General features: G+C 72.0%; 25 protein-coding genes and 1 pseudogene. 15 read left to right on the plus strand and 11 right to left on the minus strand.

Features of this window, described 5'->3' with window-relative positions; genetic code table 11:
- Positions 1-19: 19 nt before the first annotated feature.
- Together ABZ865_RS35300 and ABZ865_RS35305 are read right to left on the minus strand one after the other, a co-directional pair.
- Complete coding sequence (locus ABZ865_RS35300; RefSeq protein WP_361239604.1) at positions 20-322, minus strand: DUF1905 domain-containing protein; 303 nt, start codon at positions 320-322, stop codon at positions 20-22.
- Positions 323-400: 78 nt separating this feature from the next.
- On the minus strand, positions 401-784 hold the full coding sequence (locus ABZ865_RS35305) for a nuclear transport factor 2 family protein (protein ID WP_361239606.1): 384 nt from the start codon (positions 782-784) through the stop codon (positions 401-403).
- 312 nt (positions 785-1,096) lie between these two features.
- Here ABZ865_RS35305 and ABZ865_RS35310 point away from each other — a divergent pair, with 312 nt between their 5' ends.
- The 7 genes from ABZ865_RS35310 to ABZ865_RS35340 all read left to right on the plus strand — a co-directional run bounded on the left by ABZ865_RS35310 (position 1,097) and on the right by ABZ865_RS35340 (position 6,638).
- Positions 1,097-1,507, plus strand: coding sequence for a hypothetical protein (locus ABZ865_RS35310; RefSeq protein WP_361239608.1), 411 nt, complete (start codon positions 1,097-1,099; stop codon positions 1,505-1,507).
- A 138-nt stretch (positions 1,508-1,645) separates the two neighbouring features.
- The gene (locus ABZ865_RS35315) at positions 1,646-2,416 is read left to right on the plus strand and encodes a DUF427 domain-containing protein (protein ID WP_361239610.1); all 771 of its coding nucleotides are present in this window, start codon (positions 1,646-1,648) and stop codon (positions 2,414-2,416) included.
- Positions 2,417-2,494: 78 nt separating this feature from the next.
- Complete coding sequence (locus ABZ865_RS35320; protein WP_361239612.1) at positions 2,495-2,698, plus strand: hypothetical protein; 204 nt, start codon at positions 2,495-2,497, stop codon at positions 2,696-2,698.
- On the plus strand, positions 2,695-3,276 hold the full coding sequence (locus ABZ865_RS35325; protein WP_361239614.1) for a hypothetical protein: 582 nt from the start codon (positions 2,695-2,697) through the stop codon (positions 3,274-3,276). The genes ABZ865_RS35320 and ABZ865_RS35325 overlap by 4 nt, the downstream gene beginning before the upstream one ends.
- A complete protein-coding gene (locus tag ABZ865_RS35330) occupies positions 3,276-4,337 on the plus strand; it encodes a serine/threonine-protein kinase (RefSeq protein ID WP_361239616.1) in 1,062 nt (353 codons plus the stop codon). Before ABZ865_RS35325 ends, ABZ865_RS35330 begins: the two co-directional genes overlap by 1 nt.
- A gap of 384 nt (positions 4,338-4,721) precedes the next feature.
- On the plus strand, positions 4,722-6,038 hold the full coding sequence (locus tag ABZ865_RS35335; RefSeq protein WP_361239618.1) for a DUF6777 domain-containing protein: 1,317 nt from the start codon (positions 4,722-4,724) through the stop codon (positions 6,036-6,038).
- Between the two features lie 147 nt (positions 6,039-6,185).
- Positions 6,186-6,638: an ATP-binding protein gene (locus ABZ865_RS35340; RefSeq protein ID WP_361239620.1), complete on the plus strand. Its 453-nt coding sequence runs from the start codon at positions 6,186-6,188 to the stop codon at positions 6,636-6,638.
- 12 nt (positions 6,639-6,650) lie between these two features.
- Here the strand turns inward: ABZ865_RS35340 and ABZ865_RS35345 are convergent, their stop codons facing one another.
- Positions 6,651-7,541, minus strand: coding sequence for a SigB/SigF/SigG family RNA polymerase sigma factor (locus ABZ865_RS35345; protein WP_361239622.1), 891 nt, complete (start codon positions 7,539-7,541; stop codon positions 6,651-6,653).
- Positions 7,542-7,746: 205 nt separating this feature from the next.
- Here ABZ865_RS35345 and ABZ865_RS35350 point away from each other — a divergent pair, with 205 nt between their 5' ends.
- On the plus strand, positions 7,747-8,061 hold the full coding sequence (locus ABZ865_RS35350; RefSeq protein WP_361239739.1) for a helix-turn-helix transcriptional regulator: 315 nt from the start codon (positions 7,747-7,749) through the stop codon (positions 8,059-8,061).
- A gap of 19 nt (positions 8,062-8,080) precedes the next feature.
- Here ABZ865_RS35350 and ABZ865_RS35355 read toward each other — a convergent pair whose 3' ends face one another.
- A complete protein-coding gene (locus ABZ865_RS35355) occupies positions 8,081-9,286 on the minus strand; it encodes an epoxide hydrolase family protein (RefSeq protein ID WP_361239623.1) in 1,206 nt (401 codons plus the stop codon).
- Between the two features lie 120 nt (positions 9,287-9,406).
- Between ABZ865_RS35355 and ABZ865_RS35360 the strand changes: the two genes are divergently transcribed.
- Positions 9,407-9,889, plus strand: a complete 483-nt coding sequence (locus ABZ865_RS35360; RefSeq protein WP_361239625.1) for a VOC family protein — start codon at positions 9,407-9,409, stop codon at positions 9,887-9,889.
- A gap of 50 nt (positions 9,890-9,939) precedes the next feature.
- Here ABZ865_RS35360 and ABZ865_RS35365 read toward each other — a convergent pair whose 3' ends face one another.
- The 4 genes from ABZ865_RS35365 to ABZ865_RS35380 form a co-directional block, all read right to left on the minus strand.
- The gene (locus tag ABZ865_RS35365) at positions 9,940-10,818 is read right to left on the minus strand and encodes a geranyl diphosphate 2-C-methyltransferase (RefSeq protein ID WP_361239627.1); all 879 of its coding nucleotides are present in this window, start codon (positions 10,816-10,818) and stop codon (positions 9,940-9,942) included.
- A 73-nt stretch (positions 10,819-10,891) separates the two neighbouring features.
- Positions 10,892-11,944 (minus strand): family 2 encapsulin nanocompartment cargo protein terpene cyclase, encoded by a 1,053-nt coding sequence (locus ABZ865_RS35370; protein ID WP_361239629.1) that lies wholly within the window; start codon positions 11,942-11,944, stop codon positions 10,892-10,894.
- A gap of 16 nt (positions 11,945-11,960) precedes the next feature.
- Entirely contained in the window at positions 11,961-13,403 is a 1,443-nt protein-coding gene (locus ABZ865_RS35375) for a family 2B encapsulin nanocompartment shell protein (RefSeq protein ID WP_361239631.1), read from the minus strand.
- A gap of 230 nt (positions 13,404-13,633) precedes the next feature.
- The gene (locus ABZ865_RS35380; protein ID WP_361239741.1) at positions 13,634-14,641 is read right to left on the minus strand and encodes a zinc-binding alcohol dehydrogenase family protein; all 1,008 of its coding nucleotides are present in this window, start codon (positions 14,639-14,641) and stop codon (positions 13,634-13,636) included.
- Positions 14,642-14,808: 167 nt separating this feature from the next.
- Between ABZ865_RS35380 and ABZ865_RS35385 the strand changes: the two genes are divergently transcribed.
- Both ABZ865_RS35385 and ABZ865_RS35390 read left to right on the plus strand, forming a co-directional pair.
- A complete protein-coding gene (locus ABZ865_RS35385; protein WP_361239633.1) occupies positions 14,809-15,603 on the plus strand; it encodes a VOC family protein in 795 nt (264 codons plus the stop codon).
- Between the two features lie 34 nt (positions 15,604-15,637).
- Positions 15,638-16,330, plus strand: coding sequence for a ribonuclease H (locus tag ABZ865_RS35390; protein WP_361239635.1), 693 nt, complete (start codon positions 15,638-15,640; stop codon positions 16,328-16,330).
- Between the two features lie 69 nt (positions 16,331-16,399).
- On the opposite strand, the gene ABZ865_RS35395 is transcribed toward ABZ865_RS35390, so the two are convergent.
- Positions 16,400-17,221 (minus strand): tyrosinase family protein, encoded by an 822-nt coding sequence (locus ABZ865_RS35395; RefSeq protein WP_361239637.1) that lies wholly within the window; start codon positions 17,219-17,221, stop codon positions 16,400-16,402.
- A gap of 35 nt (positions 17,222-17,256) precedes the next feature.
- A complete protein-coding gene (locus ABZ865_RS35400; protein WP_361239639.1) occupies positions 17,257-17,634 on the minus strand; it encodes a tyrosinase cofactor in 378 nt (125 codons plus the stop codon).
- 343 nt (positions 17,635-17,977) lie between these two features.
- Here ABZ865_RS35400 and ABZ865_RS35405 point away from each other — a divergent pair, with 343 nt between their 5' ends.
- The 3 genes and pseudogenes from ABZ865_RS35405 to ABZ865_RS35415 all read left to right on the plus strand — a co-directional run.
- Complete coding sequence (locus tag ABZ865_RS35405; RefSeq protein WP_361239641.1) at positions 17,978-19,195, plus strand: FAD-dependent monooxygenase; 1,218 nt, start codon at positions 17,978-17,980, stop codon at positions 19,193-19,195.
- Positions 19,196-19,285: 90 nt separating this feature from the next.
- Positions 19,286-20,107: a lipase family protein gene (locus ABZ865_RS35410; protein ID WP_361239643.1), complete on the plus strand. Its 822-nt coding sequence runs from the start codon at positions 19,286-19,288 to the stop codon at positions 20,105-20,107.
- Between the two features lie 103 nt (positions 20,108-20,210).
- A pseudogene (locus ABZ865_RS35415) lies at positions 20,211-20,489 on the plus strand (TetR/AcrR family transcriptional regulator); the annotation flags it as partial.
- Position 20,490: 1 nt separating this feature from the next.
- Here the strand turns inward: ABZ865_RS35415 and ABZ865_RS35420 are convergent.
- A complete protein-coding gene (locus ABZ865_RS35420) occupies positions 20,491-21,390 on the minus strand; it encodes a LysR family transcriptional regulator (protein WP_361239645.1) in 900 nt (299 codons plus the stop codon).
- Between the two features lie 188 nt (positions 21,391-21,578).
- Between ABZ865_RS35420 and ABZ865_RS35425 the strand changes: the two genes are divergently transcribed.
- On the plus strand, positions 21,579-22,466 hold the full coding sequence (locus ABZ865_RS35425; protein WP_361239647.1) for an SDR family oxidoreductase: 888 nt from the start codon (positions 21,579-21,581) through the stop codon (positions 22,464-22,466).
- Positions 22,467-22,485 lie beyond the last annotated feature (19 nt).

Here is a 22,485-nt window from a genome sequence, read left to right on the forward strand (position 1 = left end):
GCGCTCGAACGGTCCTCCCTCACAGCCGCTCCTCCAGACGCACGGTCACCGTGTCGCCCTCGCCCTTGCCGATCGCCTTGCGCACCTCGGCCTTCATGGGCAGCTTGTGCGTGCCGTCGCCGAGGGCCATGAAAGAACTCCGGAACGGGTGGCCGTCGACCGTGCCGCGGACCTTGACCAGTCCGCGGGTGCCGAAGAATTCGACGGACCTCGGCCAGATCACATAGGTCCAGCCGCCTTGCTCCGGGCTTTTGCGCAGCACCGCGGTGAATTCCTCGTCCAATTTCCCCGCCGGGCCTTTCTTCGTGCTGCTGCTGTTCATGAGGGCCTCCGCTCGCGCTGATCTCTTCCTTTCCTGACAGACCGGCGCGAGCGGAGAAACTCATCGCGACGCCCGGCCTCAGGCCCCCGCCGGCACCCGGTCCAGAAAGCCCAGCACCTGCCGGATCCGGCCCTCCGCGTCCAGCGTGACCACGTCGAACCCGGCGACCGGGGCGGAGCCGTCGGCCTCGTTCACCAACTCCCAGGAGAACCGGGCGGTGTCGTGGTGGCCGTCCACCGCGCCGAGGAGACGGAACGCGAACCCCGGGAACTGCGCGTGGGCCGCCGTGATCACGGCCGTGATCTGCTCGTGCCCGCGGACGTCGGCGAGCGGGTCGGTGTAGCTGCCGTCGGCGGTCCAGGCCGCGGCGACCGCCTTCGCCAGGGCCTCGGGCTCGCGGGCGTTCCAGGCCTCGAGGTAGCGGGCGACGGCGCTCTCGTGACGGTCGGTGTTCACGGACATGGCGAATCAGCCTCCATGAGGTCGTATCTGCTGGTCAGGATCCGGATCCGGGTGCTTGCCGATCCGGTGTGACCACCATGCCGGAGAAACGCGGAGCGGGTCGATTACCTCCCGGGTAATCACTGCGCTCCGTACGACCGGTGCGGTTTCGGCCAGAAGGGCCGGTGAATATGCCAGGAGACTGGCCGGAAAGTCATGGTGACAGTGTTTCGGGAGTGGCGATACTCGAACATCAGGGGCACTTCACCGCACAGAGCCGCACGGAAAGCGAGGGCCGGGCCGGCACATCAGCGAGGCTACGGGGGAGTGATCGTGCACGACGAATTCCTGTGCCATGTCACCGCGTACGGAACGTGCGGAGGGCAGCGCATCGGCGTACCGCTCGGCACCTACCGCGCGCCGACCCTGGCGCTCGCCCTGTGGTGGCTGCGGGACCGGGCGTCGTGGATCGCCGAGCGGCTCGACCCGAGCCCGGAGGACGCCGCCTATCCCGTCGGCGCGCTGGTCCCGGTCGCGGACACGGTGGCCGACGTCCCGGCCCTGCTGCGCGCCTGGTGCGCGGACGACGCCCGGCAGGAGTTGGTCGCCGACGAGCTGGCGGGCGGGCGGCTGGTGCGGATCGCCGCCAGCGACGACACCACCGAGTACGAACTGCTCGCCGAGTCCGTCGACGCCCTGCGCATGCAGCGCACCCTGCCGGCGCTCGTCGTACCCGTCGCCTGACACGTGCCACGCCGTCGGCGCGGACCCGCGGCGGCCGGCCCCCTGCGCATCAACCCCGGCCCCGCGATCTCGATAATCGGTAGCATTTCGGGAGAAAAGGGGCGAGTTCCGGATCTGAGATCTGAGCAGAGGTGACCGATGGCGGACGAGAGCGTGCTGTATCCGAGCCTGATCGTCCCGGTCGGGCATGTCGAGCCCGTGCCGCGCCGCATCCGGGGGACGGCCGGCGGCCGTGTCGTCTTCGACACCCGGCGCGCCCTGTACGTGTGGGAACAGCCTGCCTATCCCCAGTTCAGCATCCCGGTCGAGGACATGGTCGAGGGGGTGCTCACCGACGACGACCACGCCGAACTGCTGGGCGCCGGACCCGCGCGGCGTCACTCCCTGCGCATCGGGCCCGAGATCCGCGAGGGTGCGGCGTGGGTGTGGGACGGCGGCGCCCCGGAGCAGCTGCACGGCACCGCGCGTTTCGAGTGGGGCGCTCTGGACTCGTGGTTCGAGGAGGACGAGCCGGTCTTCGTCCACCCGAGGAGCCCCTACTCCCGGGTGGACGCGCTGCGCTCCTCCAGCAGCGTCCGCGTGGAGCTGGACGGCGTCGTGCTGGCGGACGCACCGCACTGCGTGAAGCTGTTCGAGACCGGCCTGCCGACCCGCTACTACCTCGACCGCGCGCACGTCGACTGGTCCCGGCTGCGCCCCACCGACACGGTGACCCGCTGCCCGTACAAGGGGACGACGAGCGGCTACTGGTCCTTCGACAGCGACGGCACCACCCGTGAGGACATCGCCTGGGCGTACGACTTCCCGACCGTCCAAGCCCATCGCATCGCGGGCCTGGTCGCGTTCTACAACGAGCACGTCGACCTGTTCGTCGACGGCACGCCACTGCCTCGGCCCACCGACGGCTGACCTCAGGAAGGGCGTGGAGCCCGCGGGCCGGTCCTGGCACGCGGGCGCATATATGAACGAATCGGTAGAATTCTGGCCATGGCGGAGCGACCGCTCGCCCGGCCGGCGCCCGAGTGCAATCTGGAGACCGGCGCGGGCTCCACGATGCCGAGCCCGCCCCACGACCACCGCCTCGGACGCCTCCCGCCGAGTGACAGCGTGTTCGACGGCGCCCCGGGCCTGGGGCACCTCGCGGTGCCGGGCTGGGCGCCCGGCGTGACGCGGAAGGGGGCGACGCGATGAGGTCCCCCGCGTTCTGGCCCACGCACGTCGTCCCGCCGCACGGCATGCCCGCCTGGGAGGCACCGGACCCGGCCCGGCCCACGGTGCCGCTCGACCCGCTGCTGCCGGTCCAGCTGGAGGAGCGGTTCGGCGACTGGGGGCACATCCGGTGCGCCAACGGCTGGGCCGCCTGGGTCGACGGCCGTCAGCTCGTCGCCCTGCCCCAGGACCCGCCCGGCGCCGAAGGGGCGACCGGCGGCACCGAGGACCCGCGCCCCCTGCTGGCCCGCGCCGAGCAGGCCCTGGCCGACTACCGGTCGGCGGTGGAGGACCTGGCGGCCGGTGACCTGGACGGGGAGTCGTTCGGGGAACGCACCGGGGGTCTGCGGATCGGCATCGTCGTCGACGGCGAGTCCATGTGGGTGTACGACGCGGACGAGGGGCGCTGGCTGTACGGCGACGGGCGCCGGCTGTCCACCTACGCCACCGACCGGACGGCGGAGGGCGAGCACTCCGGACAGGCCCTCGACCGGACGGCGGAGGGCGAGCACTCCGGGCACGCCCCCACCCGCTACGTCGCCCCGAAGGGTGAGCTGTGATGGCGGGCGACACAAGGCTGTCGTCCGGCAGGCCCTCGGCGCTGATCGGGGCGCGGGTGGCGAACTACCGGATCGAGAGCGAGGTCGGCCGCGGCGGCATGGCCGTCGTCTACCGGGCCCGCGACCTGCGCCTGGACCGCACGGTCGCGCTCAAGCTGCTCGCCCCGGAACTCGCCCGCAACGACACCTTCCGCAAGCGCTTCACCCACGAGTCCCGGGTGGCCGCCGCGATCGACCACCCGCACATCGTGCCCGTCTTCGAGGCCGGCGAGACGGACGGCGTGCTCTACATCGCCATGCGGTTCGTCGCCGGCAGCGATCTGCGCCAGTTCATCGACCGGCACGGACCCCTGCCGTTCGCGGACGCGGTGCGCATCGCCGCCCAGGTGGCCTCCGCCCTCGACGCCGCCCACGAGCACGGCCTGGTCCACCGCGACGTGAAACCCGGCAACGTCCTGGTCGCCCGGGGCGCCGACCGGGAACACCCCGAGCACGTCTACCTCACCGACTTCGGCCTGACCAAGAAGTCGCTGTCCCTGACCGGGTTCACCAGCGTCGGCCAGTTCGTCGGCACGCTGGACTACGTGGCCCCGGAGCAGATCTCCGGCCGGCCCGTCGACGGCCGCTGCGACGTCTACGGCCTCGCCTGCGTCGTCTACGAGACCCTGACCGGCCGCCCGCCCTTCCAGCGCGAGGACGACATGGCGCTGCTGTGGGCACATCAGTACGACGACCCGCCCCCGCCGAGCGAGGCCCGGCCCGACCTCGGCCCGGCCGTCGACGCCGTCTTCGCCAGGGCCCTCGCCAAGAGCCCGGACGACCGCCACGACACCTGCCTGGACTTCGTCGCCGCCCTGCGCGCCGCGGGCATCGCCACCGACATCGCCGCCACCGTCGTTCCCGGTCCCGCGCGGCCAGGAAAGTCGGTGGCTGAGCAGGCGGCCGGTGCGGCACCGGCCGCCCCCGCGGACCCGCCCGCGTGGGCGGAGCCCGTCTTCGCCGGCGTGCCGGGGCCTCGTCCGGACCGGGTGCGGGCGTCGGGTGGCGGAAACCCCGGGTGAGCCGGAACAGCTGCCCGAACCCGCCGGCCGGGCCGGCCCGTGTCGGCCTGTGCCGGCTCGTTTCGGCTTGCGAGGCACACCGGTTCGGAGCACACAATGGGCTGATTGTGCAGCGCGTGCGCAGCAAGCGGGACTTTCTCTGACATCAGCCGCGCATTGCGACGGCAGAGGCCGCGCATCGCGACGGGAAGAGGCCTCGTGAGCTTCGAACCTCCGTCATCCGGCCCTCCGACCGGGCCGCCCTCCGGCCCCCTGTCGGGATCGTCCCAGCCTCCCGCCCAGCCACCCACCCCACCTCCGGGCGGCGGCTCCGGGGCAGGCGCCGGAGGGCCGCACCAGCCATGGTGGAGGTCCGCGCCCCGCATAGCCGGCGTCACCGCCGTCGTGGTCGCCGCCGCCGTCGTGGCGGTGCTCCTCACCCGTCCCGACCACGGTGGCACGGCCAAGGGCGGCGAGGTCTTCCTGCAGTCCGCGAACGCGACCGGCCCGGACCCCTTCACGGAGTCGACCGCCGAGGACGCATCCGCCCCGACGGCGACCGGTTCCCCGGCCACCAAGGCCCCGGGGAGGACCGTGCCAGGGGCCACTTCCCGGACGGCCACCTCCGAGGCGACCTCGACCCTGCCCAGCAACGTGGTGCGCAGCGTGCAGGGCGGGGCACCGGGCCTCTACAGCGGCGTCCAGAACCGCCCCAGCTGTGACGTCGAGAAGCAGATCAAGGCCCTCCAGGCGGACCAGGTCAAGAACCGCGCGTACGCCGCCGAAGCCGGCGTGGAGCCCTCCGCCGTCCCCGCCTACCTGCGCTCGCTCACACCCGTGAGCCTCCGCGCCGACACCCGGGTCACCAACCACGGCTACCGCTCCGGCGGCGCCACCAGCTACCAGGCCGTCCTCCAGGCGGGCACCGCCGTCCTGATCGACGGACACGGCGTGCCCCGGGCCCGGTGCGCCTGCGGCAACCCGCTGACCCCGCCGGTCGCCCAGCAGGGCACACCGCGGCCGGTCGGCGACCACTGGGCCGCGTACCAGCCCTCGAGCGTCGTCGTCGTGACACCCGCGCCGGTGATCATCAAGGTCTTCGTGATCTACGACCACCACCGCCACGACTGGTTCGTACGCGAGCGCGGCGACGACACCGGCCGGCACGACCGGCACACCAAGGCGCCGAAGCACACGCATCCCTGGAACCGCCCGCCCGTTCTCTGCGCGTCCTCGCCGGGCGCGAGCGGGAAGCCCGGCTCCACCACGAATCCCTGCCTGCCACCTTCGAGCAGCCCCGGCAAGCCGCCCTCGAAGTCGTCGTCCTCCTCGCCCGGTTCGTCGCCGTCCGGGCCGACGTCGCCCGGTTCGAGTCCGAAGTCGCCGTCCTCCGAGTCGCCGTCGAAGTCCCCGGGCTCCAAGTCCCCGGGCTCGGAGTCGCCCGGTTCGACGTCCCCGGGGTCAGAGTCGCCTGGTTCGAAGTCCCCGGGATCCGAGTCGCCCTCTCCCAAGTCCCCCGGCTCGGAGTCCCCGTCGCCCAAGTCCCCGCCCGCCGAATCGCCCTCCCCGCGGTCACCCGAGTCGCCGCCCCCGGCGTCCGAGGCGCCCTCGCCCCCGCCCTCCGGGGGCTCCCCGGCCCGGCCTCCGTCCGCGCAGCTGAGCCCGGAGACGCCCGGTTCGGTGGCCCCGGGGGAGTCGGGCGCGGTCTCCCCGAAGGCGTGAGCCGTGGCACACCGGTGCGCCGGAGGGGTGACGATGGTCACGGTGCGCGCTCGGCGAACGCACTCGGGGGACTGACGGTCCCGGCTCGGGGTACGAGGAGTGGTGCAAGAGTCGACCGACCGGACCGGGCTTCCGAGAGAGACACGCATGACCGAACATCTGGGCGGGACAGTGGTACCGACCGGCTTCGACGTACCCGTGGAGCCGCTGCGCCGCGCGGCGCACTACACCGGCGAACCCGGATGCATCGCGGAGGCCCGGACCTTCGCGGCCCAGTTCCTGGACCAGTTGAGGAACGAGTGGTGCGCATCGATCGACAGCCGGGCCGACGGTGAGCTGCTCCTCGTCGTCAGCGAGCTGGTCACCAACGCCGACCGGCACAGCAACGGCCCGTACATCCTGGAGCTGGAGGGCACGGACAGCGCGGTCCGCGTCTGCGTGTACGACAGCAGCGTCGCGCTGCCCCGCCGCTACCCGAGGGACCCCGAACGCGTCGGACGGCACGGCATGGAGATCGTGCACGCGCTCGCCGCCGAGATCACCGTGGAGCGCGTGCCCGTCGGCAAGCGGGTGTGCGCCCGGATCGAGCTGGCGCGCTGAGCGAGGGCGGCCTCACGCGCAGCCGAGTTCGCCCAGCATCCCCCGGCGCAGTCGCGTGATGATCCGCTTGATCAGCCGGGAGACATGCATCTGGGAACAGCCGAGCCGCTCCCCGATCTCCGCCTGGGTCGCCTCCTCCACGAACCGCATGTGGATGATCCGCCGGTCCCGGTCGCTGAGTTCGGCCATCAGCGGGGCGAGCGCGTGGACGTCCTCGACGAGCCGCAGCCCGTTCTCCTCCACGCCGATGAAGTCCGCGAGCACCGCCTCGCCGCCCTCGGGACCGTCCCCGGTGAGCGCGGCGTCCAAGGAGGCGGAGTTGTATCCGTTGGCGGCGATCTGCGCCTCGACGACCTCGTCCTCGGAGACGTTCATGAGCGTGGCGAGTTCGGCGACGGTCGGGTCCCGGTCCAGCCGGCCGGCCAGCTCGTCACGGGCCTTGGCCAGCTCCACGCGCAGCTCCTGCAGCCGGCGCGGAACATGGACCGCCCATGTGGTGTCCCGGAAGAACCGTTTGATCTCGCCCACGATGTACGGCAGCGCGAACGACGTGAACTCGACCTCGCGCGACAGCTCGAACCGGTCGATCGCCTTGATCAGGCCGATCATCCCGGTCTGGACGACGTCCTCCATGTCGTCGCCGCGGCCCCGGAACCGCCGGGCCGCGAACCGCACCAGGGACATGTTCATCTCGATGAGGGTGGTGCGCGCGTACTGGTGCGCGTGCGTCCCCTCCTCCAGCTCGCTCAGCCGGCGGAAGAACTGACGGGACAACTCCCGCGCGTCCCGCGGGGCGACCGTCGCCGGGTCCGCGATGCCCGGCAGCGATCCGTCTCCCGCACTGTGTGGTGCGGTCCGTTCGACGGCCTCTGCTTCCGGCCGGATCCCGGCGGCGGTGTTCATTGCCTCTCCCCTGCAAGTCGGGTTCGACGTCTGCCTCCGCGGCCGAGTCGTCCTGCTGCCCACCCGGACCGCGTGCTGCCCGGCTACCCGGAAGTCGGCGGCCCATGCGTGCCGGAATTCCCCTCAGGGCGCAACACGGCCCCCTTCCCGGACAGTCGACGCCTCCTACGCTGTGGGCGTGAGCAACCAGGTGAGCAAGGAACAGATGGGCGACGTAGAGCCCCTGTGGCGCGATCTCGTCGGTGAGGTGCTGCGCCGTCAGCGGCTGGCGCAGGAGCGGACGCTCAAGGAGGTGGCCGACGCGGCCCGGATCTCCCTGCCCTACCTGTCCGAGGTGGAGCGCGGCCGCAAGGAGGCCTCCTCGGAGGTCCTCGCGGCCGCCGCCCACGCCCTCGGCCTGGGCCTGGGCGATCTGCTGTCGCTGGCCCAGAGCGAGCTGATCCGGCGCGGCGGCGCGGTCCGGCGTACGGCTTCGCACCGGGCCGGGGGACAATACACCGGGATGTGCCTGGCGGCCTGACGCGCCGTCCGCCGGACGGTCAGCCGGCGTCCTTCTCCCGCACCTGCCGGAAGAACGCCCGGACGTCGGCGACCAGCAGATCCGGTTCCTCCATGGCCGCGAAGTGCCCGCCCCGGTCGAACTCCGTCCAGCGCACGAGGTTCTCCGTCCGCTCCGCCTTGTGCCGCAGCGGGACCTGGATCTCGGCGGGGAACACCGCCAGGGCGGTCGGCGTCGTGGACGGCTCGGCGGGCGCGGCCGCGCGACCGGTGGCGTGGGCGCGCTCGTAATAGATCCGCGCCGACGAACCGGCGGTTCCGGTCAGCCAGTACAGCATCACGTTGGTCAGCAGCCGGTCCCGGTCGACCGCTTCCTCGGGCAGCTCCCGCGAGTCCGTCCACTCCCTGAACTTCTCGATGATCCAGGCGAGTTGGCCGACAGGAGAGTCCGTGAGCGCGTACGCCAGGGTGTGCGGGCGGGTGGCGTGCAGCAGGGCGTACGCCGACGCGTCGCCCATCCAGGCCGACCAGCGGCGCCACGAGGCCAGCGCCCGCTCCCGCTCCTCGGGGCCGAGGGCCCCCAGTTCCTCCTCGGTGGGCTCGCTGGTCGCCTGCGCCCCCGGCAGCAGATTGAGGTGGACGCCGGTCACCCGGTCGGGGTGGGCCCGGCCCAGCTCGCGGGAGACCGCCGCGCCCCAGTCACCGCCCTGCGCGCCGAACCGGTCGTAGCCGAGCCGGCGCATCAGCTCCGCCCAGGCGTCGGCCACCCGGCCCGCCTCCCAGCCCGGCTCCGTGGTCGGCCCGGACAGGCCGAACCCCGGGAGGCTCGGCACGACGACGTGGAAGGCGTCGGCAGCCTCGCCGCCGTGCGCCACCGGGTCGGCGAGCGGGCCGGCCACGTCGAGGAACTCCACGATCGAGCCCGGCCAGCCGTGGGTGAGGATCAGCGGGGTCGCGTCCGGCTCGGGGGAGCGCAGATGCGCGAAGTGGATGTGGGCGCCGTCGATCGTCGTGGTGAACTGCGGCCACTCGTTCAGCCGGCCCTCGGCCGCACGCCAGTCGTACTCGTGCCGCCAGTAACGGGCCAGTTCGCGCAGGTAGCCGTCCGGTACGCCGTACTCCCAGCCGGCGCCGGGCAGCGCGGCCGGCCAGCGGGTACGGTCGAGCCGTTCGTGCAGGTCGTCCAGGTCGCTCTGCGGGATCGACAGGCGGAAGGGCCGGATGCTCTCGTCGGGCGAAGAGGTCATGCCCCGAAGGCTAGCCCGACGACCCGTACCCCAGCCGGATCAATGCGCCGCCCGACCGATGAGTTCGGCGGCCGGGAGCGGTCGACACTGGTGACCGCGTTCCCTTCGCAGGAGGTGTCCATGACCACCGACGGATTCACCACGTGTCTGTGGTTCGACGGGCAGGCCGAGGAGGCCGCCCACTACTACGTCTCCGTCTTCAAGAACTCCGGCATCGACCGGGTGGGCCGCTACAACGAGGCGGGTCCCGGCCCCGCCGGCTCCGTGCTCGCCGTGGAGTTCACGGCCAATGGCCAGAAGTTCGTCGCGCTCAACGGCGGGCCCCAGTTCACGTTCAGCGAGGCGATCTCGTTCCAGATCTTCTGCGCCGACCAGGAGGAGATCGACTACTACTGGAACAGGCTCACCGAGGACGGCGGCGAACCCGGGCCCTGCGGCTGGCTCAAGGACAAGTACGGCGTCTCCTGGCAGGTCATCCCGGACGGACTGATCGACATGATCGGCGACCCGGACCCCGAGAAGGCCGTCCGCACCACCAGCGCCATGCTGAGCATGGGCAAGCTCGACGTCGCCGAACTGAAGAAGGCGTACGCGGGCGCGTAGCGCGCACAGGGGCGGTGCCGGCCGGCACCGCCCCTGTGAGACCCCCGGGATCAGACCCGGTCGGCCACGATGAGCAGGTACTGGAAGCTGCCGTTGCGGTAGGCGGTCAGGAAGGTGTCCTCGATGCCGGTCACCAGGTGGTCCGCCTCCTTGCGCAGTTCCCAGTAGGGGATCGTCGCCTCGGTCAGGTCCTCGACGTGGACCGGCACCAGGCGGTTGCGGGCCATCGCCCGGAAGTACTCCGAGCGCGGGTGGATGTCGCAGATGTAGTGGGCGTTGATCAGGGACACCTCGCGGGAGGCCTGCCCGTAGGAGTTGTTGTAGCAGCCGGTGATCACCACGTACCGTCCGCCGCGGCGCAGCAGCCGGGCGTGCTCGGCGAAGAGCAGGTCCAGCTCGACGTACATGGTGGACTCGTTGTTCCACGACGCCGCGTACGCGCCCGTCGTGAAGCCCGTGTCGAGCATGTTGCGGTGGTGGTAGCGGACCTTGCCGTCGATGCCCCGCCGACGCGCCTGCTCATTGGCGAACTCGGCCTGCTTCGCGGAGATCGTGACGCCGTCGGCGTGACAGCCGTAGCGCAGGTGCGCCGTGACGCTGCCGCCGCCGCGGCCGCAGCCGGCGTCGAAGACCCGGTCGGCGGGGGAGAGCGGCCCGAGGTGCGAGGCGAGCAGCTCGGCCTGGGCGTGCTCCAGCCGGTGCAGTTCGGCGGTGATGAGCTCCCGGCGCAGATCCGCGTCGGGTTCGTCCAGCACCGAACGGTCGGCGGCTCCGATGCCGTAGTGGTGGTGATACAGGTCGTCGATCTTCCCGAGTTCGAGGTTGACCGGGTTCTCCTCGGCGTTCCAGTACTCCGCGACGCGGTTCTGGTACGTGGACTGGGCCGGCACCGGAGCCGGTGCGGTCCGGGCGACGGGGGCGGTCGTCAAGGGTGACTCCTCGTTGCGCATGTGACGGTGTTCCGTGGTGCGAGTGCGGGCGTGCGGGTACCTGTAGCGGCGGTCACCAGTAGTCGGGCAGGTGGTAGCGGTGGCTGTTGGTGGCGTGCCACTCGTGGTTGCCGGCCACCCAGGCGGCGAGCCCTTCGGCGTAACGCTCCACGAGGGGCGAGCCGGCGGACAGGAGCGCCGACTCCTCCTCGAAGGCCTCCATGATCCGGTTGTGGATCTCGACGGACTTGAGGTAGGCGGCCTTCAGCCCGCGGCGGTCGTTGGCCGCCACGACCTGGGGCAGGTTGAGATGGTCGGGGTCGCTGGCCAGCTCCTTGGTGAAGGAGTACAGGTCGTTGACGATCGTGGTGGCGTTGCAGGCCAGCGCCGTGATCCGCTGGATCTCGGGGCGGGCGTAGACCTGCTCGGGCAGTTCGTAGCCGTCCACCGCGTCGACGAGCGACAGACAGGGACGGAAGTTGTTGAACTGCCGCATCACCAGGTACTCCCAGACCCGTGGCGCGTACCGGGTCTCCATCCAGGCGGCCTCGGCCAGATAGCCGAGGTGCAGCCGGGCGATGTCGTGCACGAACCGGTCGACCTGGCTGGGGGTCGCGAACGTGGCGTAGTCGGCGAGGGCGAAGTGGTACGAGCGCAGCGGACCGTCGGCCCGTACGCCCTCGCGCCACTCCTCCTCCAGCTCCGGGATGCCGTGGTACGGGTCGAGCGCCGACTGGGCGATGATCAGCGGACCGCCCAGGCCACGCCGCGAGCCGCCCCGGCCCTCGTCCTCCTCGCAGTAGCAGGAGTCGACGACGTTCTCGGCGAGCAGCAGCTTCCCGGCGGCGGTGAGCCGGTCGAGGTCCAGGGCGCCCGGATGCTGCAGGACGACGGCCCGGCCGAACTGGAACCCGGAGAAGTCCCCCTTCCAGGCCTCCGGGAACAGGTCCAGACCGCGGGCCCAGGTCTCCAGCCGGCGGTCGATCTCGGCGGCCTTCACCGGATCGGCGGGCGCGGCCGGCCGGTGGTGCAGTCCGGGGATCGGGCCGGTACGCCGTTCCCGGCGCATGCTCCGGGCGATGTCCGGCGGACCGGGCAGCACGTAGGACGGGGTGGGTGTGCTCATGGCGTGCTCCAGGCCCTCACTCGGCCGTCCGGCCGATCTGGACGTTCTCCAGGATTCCCGCCGCGTCGGGGACCAGGATGGCCAGCGAGTAGTAGGCCGTGACGAGGTAGTTGATGATCGCGGCGGTGTCGATGCCCATGAAGCGGACGTTCAGACCCGGCTGGTACTCCTCGGGGATGCCCGTCTGGTAGAGGCCGATGACCCCTTGGTCGGCCTCGCCGGTGCGCAGCGCGATGATGCTGCTGGTGTGGTCGTCGGAGACCGGGATCTTGCCGCACGGGAAGATCGGCACCCCGCGCCAGGCCGGCACCTCGTGCCCGTCGATGTTCGCGGTGCCGGGCACCAGGCCGCGCCTGTTGCACTGCCGGAAGAAGGCCGCGATCGCCTTCGGATGGGCGAGGAACACCTTGGTCTTGCGCCGCATCGACAGCAGCTCGTCCATGTCGTCCGGTGTCGGCGGTCCCGTGAAGGTGCTGATCCGCTGCCCGTAGTCGACGTTGTGCAGGAGCCCGAACTCCCGGTTGTTGACCAGCTCCCACTCCTGCCGCTCGCGGATCTCCTCGACCGTGAGCCGCAACTGCTGCTGGGTCTGGTCCATCGGCTCGTTGTAGAGGTCGGCGACCCGGGAGTGCACCCGCAGTACGGTCTGGGTGAGCGACAACTCGTACTCGCGCGGGGCGAGTTCGTAGTCGACGAAGCCGCCCGGCAGGGTCGGCTCGCCCACGTGCCCGGCCTGGACGGGGACCTCCGCCTCGCCCTTGCGGTTCATGGGCCGGCCCTGGCGCTCGACATACGCGCGCAGATGGGCGGCGAGGGACGGCGCCCGCTCGGTCAGCTCCTCCACGGCCCCCCAGGGCAGCACCAGCACCACGCCCGAGGTCTCCGCCCGGACCGAGGCCAGCCACAGCGGATCGGACTGGCCGACCGCCTCGTCCCCCATCTGGTCGCCGTCGGTGACGACCCCGAGGACCTCCTCCTCCCCGTACTTGCCGGCCGTGTAGCGGGTGAAGCGGCCGTGCACCACCAGGTAGGCCTCGGTGACCGGCTGCCCGGCCTCGAACAGCACCTGGCCGGCCCGCACCTCCCGGGGCTGGAAGCGGGAGGCGATCTCCCGCAGTACGTCGAGGTCGGGGTAGCCGCGCAGGATCGGCAGCTCGGTGAGCGTCTGGGGGATGACCCGGATGTCGTCGGCGCCGTTCTGCTCGAAGTGCACCCGCCCGCGCCCGGTGCGCAGTTGCAGCCGCCGGTTGACCCGGTAGGTGCCGCCGCGCACGTCCACCCAGGGCAGCGTCTTCAGCAGCCATCGCGAGGTGATGGCCTGCATCTGCGGTTCGGACTTGGTCGTGGTGGTGAGCTGGCGTGCCGCCCGGGTGCTCAGGCTGGTGAGCTGCCCGTCGGCCGAGGCGGCGGGATCGGGTTCGTCGACGGTGGAAGCGGTGGCGATGTCCGGTGTGGACACTTTCCCTCCATCACAGAGGCGAACAAGGGTGACCGGATCGGTCGGTGGTGCGCGGGGTGCCGGTGCGCTGCGACCAGCCAAACAGGGCGCGTGATCCCGGGGTACAGCGTGAAAGGGGCGGTTTTGATCAACAGGTCGCGCAAACCCGGCGGTCGAGGCGTTCGGCGCGGGGGCGCGCAACACGCGCCGCGGCTCTGCCTCCGCACTCGGTGACAACCCTGCGTTTGGGCTCAGGAAAGATCGTTCACCAGCACGGCCGCGCCGTCGAAGCGGCCGGCCTTCAGGTCCTTCAGGGCCTGTGCGGCCGCCGACAGCGGATACGGGTGCGTCGTCGCACGCAGCCGGTGCAGCGCGGCCTTCTCCAGGAACTCGCGGCCGTCCGCCCGCGTGTTGGAGGTGACGCTGCGCAGTTCCTTCTCGTAGAACAGGTCGGTCTCGTAGTGCAGCGGCGGTACGTCGCTCAGGTGGATGCCCGCGATCGACAGCACCCCGCCGCGGTCGAGCGCCCGCAGCGCGACCGGGACCAGGTCGCCGACCGGGGCGAAGAGGATCGCGCTGTCCAGGGGCTCCGGCGGCAGGTCGTACGCGTCGCGCGCCGAGGCCGCGCCCAGCTCCAGGGCCAGCTGCCGGGCGGCCGCGCCGCGGGTCAGGACGTGCACTCTGGCGCCCTCGGCGAGCGCCACCTGCGCACACAGGTGAGCGCTGCCCCCGAACCCGTACAGCCCGAGCCGGCCGCCCGGCGGCAGCGAGGCCCGGCGCAGCGCGCGGTAGCCGATGATCCCGGCGCACAGCAGCGGCGCCAGCGCCACGTCGTCCAGCGCGCCCGGCAGCCGGTACGCGAAAGCCGCCGGCACGGTTGTGTACTCGCCGTAACCGCCGTCGGCGTCCCAGCCCGTGTACGTGGATCGCGGGCACAGGTTCTCGGCGCCCCGCAGGCAGTACGCGCACGCGCCGTCGGTGTGCCGCAGCCAGGCCACGCCCACCCGGTCGCCCATGGCGAAGCCCTCCACGCCCGCCCCGAACCCGGCGACCACGCCCACCACCTCGTGCCCGGGGGTCACCCCGGACCGGCGCACCGGAAGGTCGCCCTCGGCGACGTGCAGGTCGGTGCGGCACACACCGCAGGCGCGCACATGGACCAGCAGCTCGTCGTCCCCGGGCACGGGCACCGGCCGCTCGACGAACCGGAGGAGATCCTCCTCCACCGGCCCGGGCCGATGCACCGACCACGCCCGCATGGTCCCCGCCGTGGCCATCAACTCCGACATACCGCGCCCCGTTCCGCGAAGCCCGTCGTCTCCATCGTCCAGTGTCGGGCAGTTCCACCCGTTCGGCGCGCGGGCCGACCGGGGGATGGCTAGCGTGAGGACTCGGACGATCCGCCTCACCGGAGAGGGCCGTGACCATGGCCGTACCACCAGAAGGAACGCCCTGCTGGGCCGACGCGATGTTCAGTGACCTGGAGGGAGCCAAGACGTTCTACGGCGACGTCCTCGGCTGGACCTTCGGCGAGTCCTCGTCGGAGTACGGCAACTACACCCAGGCCTACGCGGACGGCAAGGCGGTCGCCGCCGTCGTGCCGCCCATGCCCGGACAGGAGGGCCAGTCGCAGTGGTGCCTGTACTTCGCCTCCCCTGACGCGGCCGCGACCGCGGCGAAGATCCGGGAGAACGGCGGCGAGGTGCTGATGGAACCGATGCAGGTCGGCGACTTCGGCACGATGTGCCTGGCCCGGGAGCCCAGCGGCGCGGTGTTCGGCGTGTGGCAGGGCGGCACCCACGAGGGCTTCGAGGCCACGGCGACGCCCGGCGCGTACTGCTGGGCCGAGGTCTTCACCCGCGAGCCGGAGAAGACGGACCCCTTCCTCGCCGCCGTCTTCCCGTACCGGATCAAGCAGATCGAGGACGACGCGGTCGACTTCCGGATGTTCGACATCGGCGAGGACACCGTCCTCGGCCGGATGCGGATGACCGACGACTTCCCGCCCGAGGTGCCCTCCTACGTCAACGTGTACTTCACGGTCGACGACTGCGACGCGGCCGTCGCGCGGGCCACCAAGCACGGCGCCGTGCTCCGCTTCGGCCCCATGGGCAGCCCCTTCGGCCGGTTCGCCGCGCTCACCGATCCGCAGGGCGCGAACTTCTCGGTGATCGACATCACGACCACCGAGGGCGAGATGCCCACGATCAAGGACGTCTGACCCGGCCCGGACCGGCCGCCCGCGCGGTCATGGCATGATCGTGCTCATGCGTGAACGTGTGGTGGCCGCGTGCGACGGGGCTTCGAAGGGAAACCCCGGACCGGCCGGATGGGCGTGGGTGGTCTCGGACGACGAGCGGACCCCGGCCCGCTGGGAGTCGGGCCCGCTCGGCCGGGCCACCAACAACGTCGCGGAACTGACCGCTCTGGAGCGGCTGCTGGCTGCCGTCGACCCTGACGTGCCGCTGGAGATCCGGATGGACTCCCAGTACGCGATGAAGGCCGTCACCACCTGGCTGCCCGGCTGGAAGCGCAACGGCTGGAAGACCTCGGCCGGCAAGCCGGTCGCCAACCAGGAGCTGGTCGTCCGCATCGACGCGCTCCTGGACGGCCGGTCCGTCGAGTTCCGCTACGTCCCCGCCCACCAGGTCGACGGCGACCCGCTGAACGACTTCGCCGACCGCGCCGCCAGCCAGGCCGCCTCGGTCCAGGAGGCGGCCGGCAGCGCGCTGGGCTCCCCGGAGCCGCCGGCGTCGCCCGACACCCCGGTGGCCACGGCGCCGCGGGGGAAGGCGCCCCGCCGCACCGGCGGCGGGACGTCCTCCCGCACCATCAAGGCGAAGTTCCCCGGCCGCTGCCTGTGCGGCCGCTCCTACGCCGCCGGCGAGTCCATCGCCAAGAACGCGCAGGGCTGGGGCCACCCGGAGTGCCGCACCGCCGAGGCCTGATCACGCGCCCGACGGCCGGATCAGGTGGCGGATGCCTGCCGGGCCACCGGCTGCCGGCCTGCTCGCGGCTCAGGAGTCGAACGTGTAGAACTTCGTGTGGTCCAGCAGGTCCGCCGGACGCACGTCGTTCCACGGCTTCATCGTGTCGTTCAGGTCGATCACGTCCGGCGTCCCGCCCGCCGGCACGTACGCCGCGTCGGGGTGCCGGCGCTGCCACTCGGCCCACAGCTTGTCGACGTAGGCGTGGTGCAGCCAGAACACCGGGTCGTTCGGGGAGACGCCGGTGGCCATCTGGCCGCCGACCCACACATGCACCCTGTTGTGCAGGTTGACCCCGCGCCAGCCCTCCAGATGGTTGCGGAAGCCGTCGGAGGAGCTGTTGTAGGGCGCCGTGTCGTACGTGGACAGCGCCAGCACCGACTCCACCTCCGACCGGGTCGGCAGCTCGCGCACACCGGAGCCGAGTGAGCGGCGCAGGAAGGTACGGGTGTCCACGCGGACGCTGATCGGCCAGTTGCCGGTGGCCGCGGCGAACGGGCCGTCCATCACCCTGCCGTCCGTGCTGCGCCCGGTGCCGCCGAGGAAGTCCGGCGCCCACAGCGAGGCACGCACCGTGCGGTCGGCGCTCCAGTCCCAGTAGGGCAGCGCGACCGAGGAGTCCACCGACTGCAGCGCCCGCTCGAAGTCGAGCAGGAATCTGCGGTGCCAGGGCAGGAAGGACGGGGACCGATGGCCGGTCCGCTCGCCGTTGTCGGTGTCGGACATGATGAAGGCGTTGTGGGTGCGGACGAACTCGTCGTAGCGTCCGCTGCGCTTGAGTTCGAGGACGGCGGCGACGAACCTGCGCTTCTCGTCGGCGGTCAGGGCGGCCTGGTTCTTGCGTACGGTCATGTGCGTGGTGCTCCGGAAGTCCGTGCGGCGGGCGGTCAGTTGGCGGGGAACGGCAGCAGCGGGGCGCCCTGCAGCTCGTCCACCGCGGCGCGGGCGGCGGCGCGCGGGGTGGGCACCGGGTCGTAGTGGCTGACGACGCTGATCCAGCTGCCGTCGGCGTTCCGCATCACGTGCAGTTCCACGCCGTCGACGAACACGGCGTATCCGGCGCCGTGTTCGTGGTGGTGACCGCCCGAGGCCGACGGACGGCCCTGTATCCGGCGGCCCTTGTAGACCTCGTCGAAGGAGTCGGGGGAGCCGTGCTGGTGTTCCGCGGCGGCCGCGGTCCGGGGCGTGGCGAGCGTGGCGGCGCCGGCCGCGGCGGCGAGCGCGGCCGCGGTGGACAGCGCGCGGCGGCGGGTGAGTTCGGGCATGCGGGTCCTCCTGTGGGGGAGTCGGTTGATCACACCGCATGCCTATCGGGCCGCCCGCGACCGGAAGAAATCACCCGGAACCGGTTGGCTCCGATCCGGACAATGACGCACATGTCGTACAAGCTTGAATCAGGATGATCTTGCTGCGGCGATGGCGTCATCGGTCGCGGAACGGGCAATTCTTTGCCGGGGCGGCCCGCATTCGGGCGGACTTTCGCGTGCGGGGCCCGCCCGAGTGGCGCGCCTCACCGCGCCAAAGTGACGCGATCCGGAAGTCGGCCCCTCGCTCCCGCTCCTGCTACCCTCCGAGGTCAATCGATCACGTCGAGTGACTCTCAGGGGTGTGCACGTGAAGGCCGTCTGCGTCGGAGGCGGGCCCGCCGGCCTGTATCTCGCCATCCTGCTCAAGCGGCAGAACCCGTCCCACGACATCACCGTCCACGAACGCGACCCCGAGGGCTCGACCTACGGCTGGGGCGTGACGTACTGGCGCGGGCTGCTCGACCAACTCCACGCCCACGACCCCGAGTCCGCGCGCGCGATCGAGGACGACTCGGTGCGCTGGAACCAGGCCGTGGCCCACGTCCACGACCAGGTGACCCGGCAGCCCGGCGACGAAGGCCACGGCATCGGCCGCCACCGCCTCCTCGCGATCCTCACCGAACGCGCCCGATCCCTCGGCGTACGGCTGGAGTTCGAGAGCGAGATCGCCGCCGCCGACCCGCCCCGGGCCGACCTGGTCGTGGCGGCCGACGGCATCCACAGCGCCCTGCGCACCCGTTACGCCGGCCACTTCGGCACACGGCTCGACGAGGGCCGTAACCACTACATCTGGCTCGGCACCACCAAGGTCTTCGACTCCTTCACCTTCGCCTTCGTCGAGACCGAGCACGGCTGGATCTGGTCCTACGGCTACCCCTACAGCGCCGAGCACAGCACCTGCGTCGTCGAGTGCTCCCCGGAGACCCTCACCGGGCTCGGCCTGGACCGGGCGGACGAGGGCGAGGCGCTCGCCCAGCTGGAGAAGCTCTTCGCCGGCGTTCTCGACGGCCACCCCCTCATCGGCCGTTCCCCGACCGGCGGCACGCCCCTCTGGCCGACCTTCCGCACCCTCACCAACCGCAGATGGCACCACGGCAACGTCGTCCTGCTCGGCGACGCCGCCCATACCACCCACTACTCCACCGGCGCGGGCACCACCCTCGCCCTGGAGGACGCCATGTGCCTGGCCACCGCCCTGCGCGACCACGGCACCCTGCCCGAGGCCCTCACCCTCTACGAACACCGGCGCCGCGGCGAACTGCTCTCCGCGCAGAGCGCGGCCCGCTACAGCGCCCAGTGGTACGAGAACCTGCCCCGCTACATCCACCTGCCGCCGCACCGCATGTTCGCCCTGCTCGGCCAGCGTCACTCCCCCCTGCTGCCGTACGTCCCCCCACCGCTCTACTACGGCATCGAAAAGGCGGCCGGACAGCTGGAGGTGCTGCGCAGGCTCAAGCGCTGGCTCGGCCCGCGCGCGGCCCGCGCCCTGCACGCCCGGCAGGCGGCCGACCGCCGCTGAGCGCTCCGCCCGGAAACACGGAGCATCGCCTGCGGCCCGTCCCTCTCACCGCTTTCCGGCGGTCCCCCCGCACCGAAGGAGCCCCTCGCCATGCCCGCCCCCGCCTCGTTCGACCACGCCTCCACTGGCTACAGCCTGGAGCGCGCCTACTGGCTGGCCCGCGCGGCCGACCTGGCCTACAAGGACCGGACCACCATCGAGCAGCAGGCCGCCCAGTGGGGGTTCGACCAGGTGCGGCATCACCAGACGACCTTCACGCCGCCCTTCCCGCTGCAGGACACCCAGGCGTACACCATGGCCGGCGACCGGATGATCGTCACGGCGTTCCGCGGCACCGAGCCCGCCCAGATCAAGGACTGGCTCTCCGACGCCACCACCCCGCCCTGGCCCGGACCCGGCGGCAACGGCTACGTCCACCACGGGTTCGCCGAGGCCCTGGCCTCCGTCCACCCGGCCGTCCACGACGCGCTCGCGGAGCTGCGCACCGACGGGCAGACCGTCTACTTCACCGGACACAGCCTGGGCGGAGCCCTCGCCATGCTGGCCGGCGCCCGCCTCTACCTGGAGGAGCCGCACCTGGCCGCGGACGGCGTCTACACCTACGGTCAGCCCCGCACCTGCGACCGGCAGCTGGCCGAGGCGTTCAACAAGGGCTTCGGCGGGCGCATGTACCGGTTCGTCAACAACAACGACATCGTTCCCGAACTCCCCCCAGAGCCCGTCTTCACCCACGTCAGGACGCTGCGCTACATCGACTCGCACGGCAAGGTGCACGAGACGATGCCGATGCTGTCGGCACTCGGCGACCGGGCCAGGGGACTGACCGCCGACTTCCTCGCCCCCGCCTCCGACGGCGTCCGCGACCACTTCATGCGCGGCTATCTGACCGCGCTGGAGAAGAACCTCGCCTGACGGGCGGCCGACGTCAGGCGTCTGGGCGTCCGGGGGGTCTGGGCGTCCAAGGCGTTTGAGGCGTTCCGAGGGCCGAGGGTTCGACTTGGGTGAATGGCCACTCGGCGCCGACCCGCTGCTGCGCATCGCCTTCGCGCCGCTGCACGGGGACCACGGCGACGTCCTGCGCGCCAACTTCCGCGCCCAGGTCACCGAACGCCTCGCCGCCCGGCTCACCGGAGCGGACGCGGGCCTGCGCGCCGAACTTGCCGTCGCCGCCCTCGTCGGCCTCGGCGTGATGTACGGCATCGCGCGGGGACCGCACCTGCGCGAGACCGACGTCGACACCATCGCCGACCGCCACGGGCCCCTCGTACAGGAGCAGTTGACGCCCGGCGACTGAGTCACCCCTCGGACCCGGGGCCGGTCAGCAGGGCTTCCGCGGATCTGCGGAACGCGGCGAGCAGTCGGCTGCCGTCGCCCGCGCGGGTGGCCAGCGCGACATGGCTCGGTTCGACGCCGTGCAGGGGGATCGCGGTCAGGTCGGGGCGCGTCGGCATGCCGGGGACGCCCGCCGCGATCGCCACCGCCTGCCCGGAGGCGACGAGTTCGAACTTGTCCTCGATGTCGTCGACGTACGGGCCGTCCGGCGCCGGGCTGCCGTCGGGCCGGGGGTCGATGCGCCAGAACGCGTCCCACAGCCGGTCCGGGACGCGGGGGAGGGGCTCGTCGGCGATGTCGTCCACGGTCACCGACTCCTTGCCGGCCAGCCGGTGGTCGCGCGGCACGACCAGGACGCGCGGTTCGTCGTAGAGGATCGTCACCCGCAGGCCCTCAGTGGCGAACGGCAGCCGGGCCACGAGCGCGTCCACGCGGTGGTCGAGCAGTGCCTCCCGCGCCTCGTGCCAGCGCAGGTGCGTGGTCCGCACGTCGGCGTCCGGGAACCGGCGCCGCAGGTCCCGTACGGCCGGGGTGACGAAGACGCCGGTGGTGTAGCCGATGGTGATCCGGCTCGGCCGGGCGGCGGCCCGGGCCGCGGCGGCGGCCTGCGCGGCGGAGCGCAGCAGCGACTTGGCGCGCGGCAGGAAGACCTCGCCCGCCTCGGTGAGCCGGGTGCCCTGCGGGGTGCGGTCCAGCAGCCGGGCACCCAACTCCTGCTCAAGACGCCGTACTTGACGGCTGAGGGACGGCTGGGTGATGTGCAGTGCGGCGGCGGCGCGGCCGAAGTGCCGGTGCTCGGCGACGACCGTGAAGTACCGCACCAGCCTCAGGTCGAGGTCGGCCGCGGAGGAGAAGTCGGTCATGCCTCGAGCGTACTGCCCCCCGATGGCCGTGAACCCGCTGATCATGCCTGCCATCTGTGGTGATGCCAGAAACGCATTGCCCGATACGAAACAGGCTTTGGACGGGGCCGCCCGCCCGGACGAAGGATGAGAGCACTCCCACCGACCAGCGACGTCAGCCTTCCTGGCTGTTCAAGGAGCACACCATCATGCGGGTATTCGTCACAGGAGCCACCGGATTCATCGGTTCCGCAGTGGTTCCGGAACTCATCGGCGCCGGGCACGAGGTCGTCGGCCTCGCCCGTTCGGACGCGGGGGCGGCCGCGCTGAAGGAGGCCGGGGCCGAGGTGCACCGGGGCAACCTGGACGACCCCGAAGGGCTGGCCCGTGCGGCGGCCGATGCCGACGGGGTCATTCACCTGGCGTTCATCCACGACTTCGTCGACCTCAATGCCGCGGGCGCCACCGACCTGGATGCCATCCGGGCCATCGGCGCCGCCCTCGCGGGCTCGGACCGGCCCTTCGTGGTCACCTCGGGCACGGGGATCGTCGCGTCCGGCCGACTCGCCACGGAGCAGGAGGGGCCCGCCGCGGGCACGCACCGGACCGCGTCCGAGGAGGAGACGACGGCGCTGGCCGAGCGCGGGGTGCGCAGCTCGCTGGTCCGGCTCGCCCCGACCGTGCACGGGCGCGGCGACCAGGCCTTCGTACCGCGCCTGATCCGGATCGCCCGGGACAAGGGCGTGTCGGCCTACGTCGGCGACGGGGCCAACCGGTGGCCGGGCGTCCACCGGCTCGACGCCGCCCGCCTCTTCCGGCTCGCCCTGGAGAAGGCCCCCGCCGGCGCACGGCTGCACGCGAACGACGAGGAGGGCGTGCCGTTCCGGGACATCGCCGAGGTCATCGGCCGCCACCTGGACGTGCCCGTCGTCGGCGTGTCCCCCGAGCAGGCCCTGGACCACTTCGGTTTCCTCGGCCGCTTCGCCGCGCTCGACAACCCCACGTCGAGCACGCTGACGCGCGAACTGCTCGGCTGGGAGCCGCGCGAGGCCGGACTCCTCGCGGACCTCGACGAAGGGCACTACTTCCGCCCGTAGTTCTCCCCCGGTCCGAGGC

Origin of the sequence: Streptomyces sp. NPDC047085 (genome assembly GCF_040643735.1) — a bacterium.
Lineage (GTDB): Bacteria > Actinomycetota > Actinomycetes > Streptomycetales > Streptomycetaceae > Streptomyces.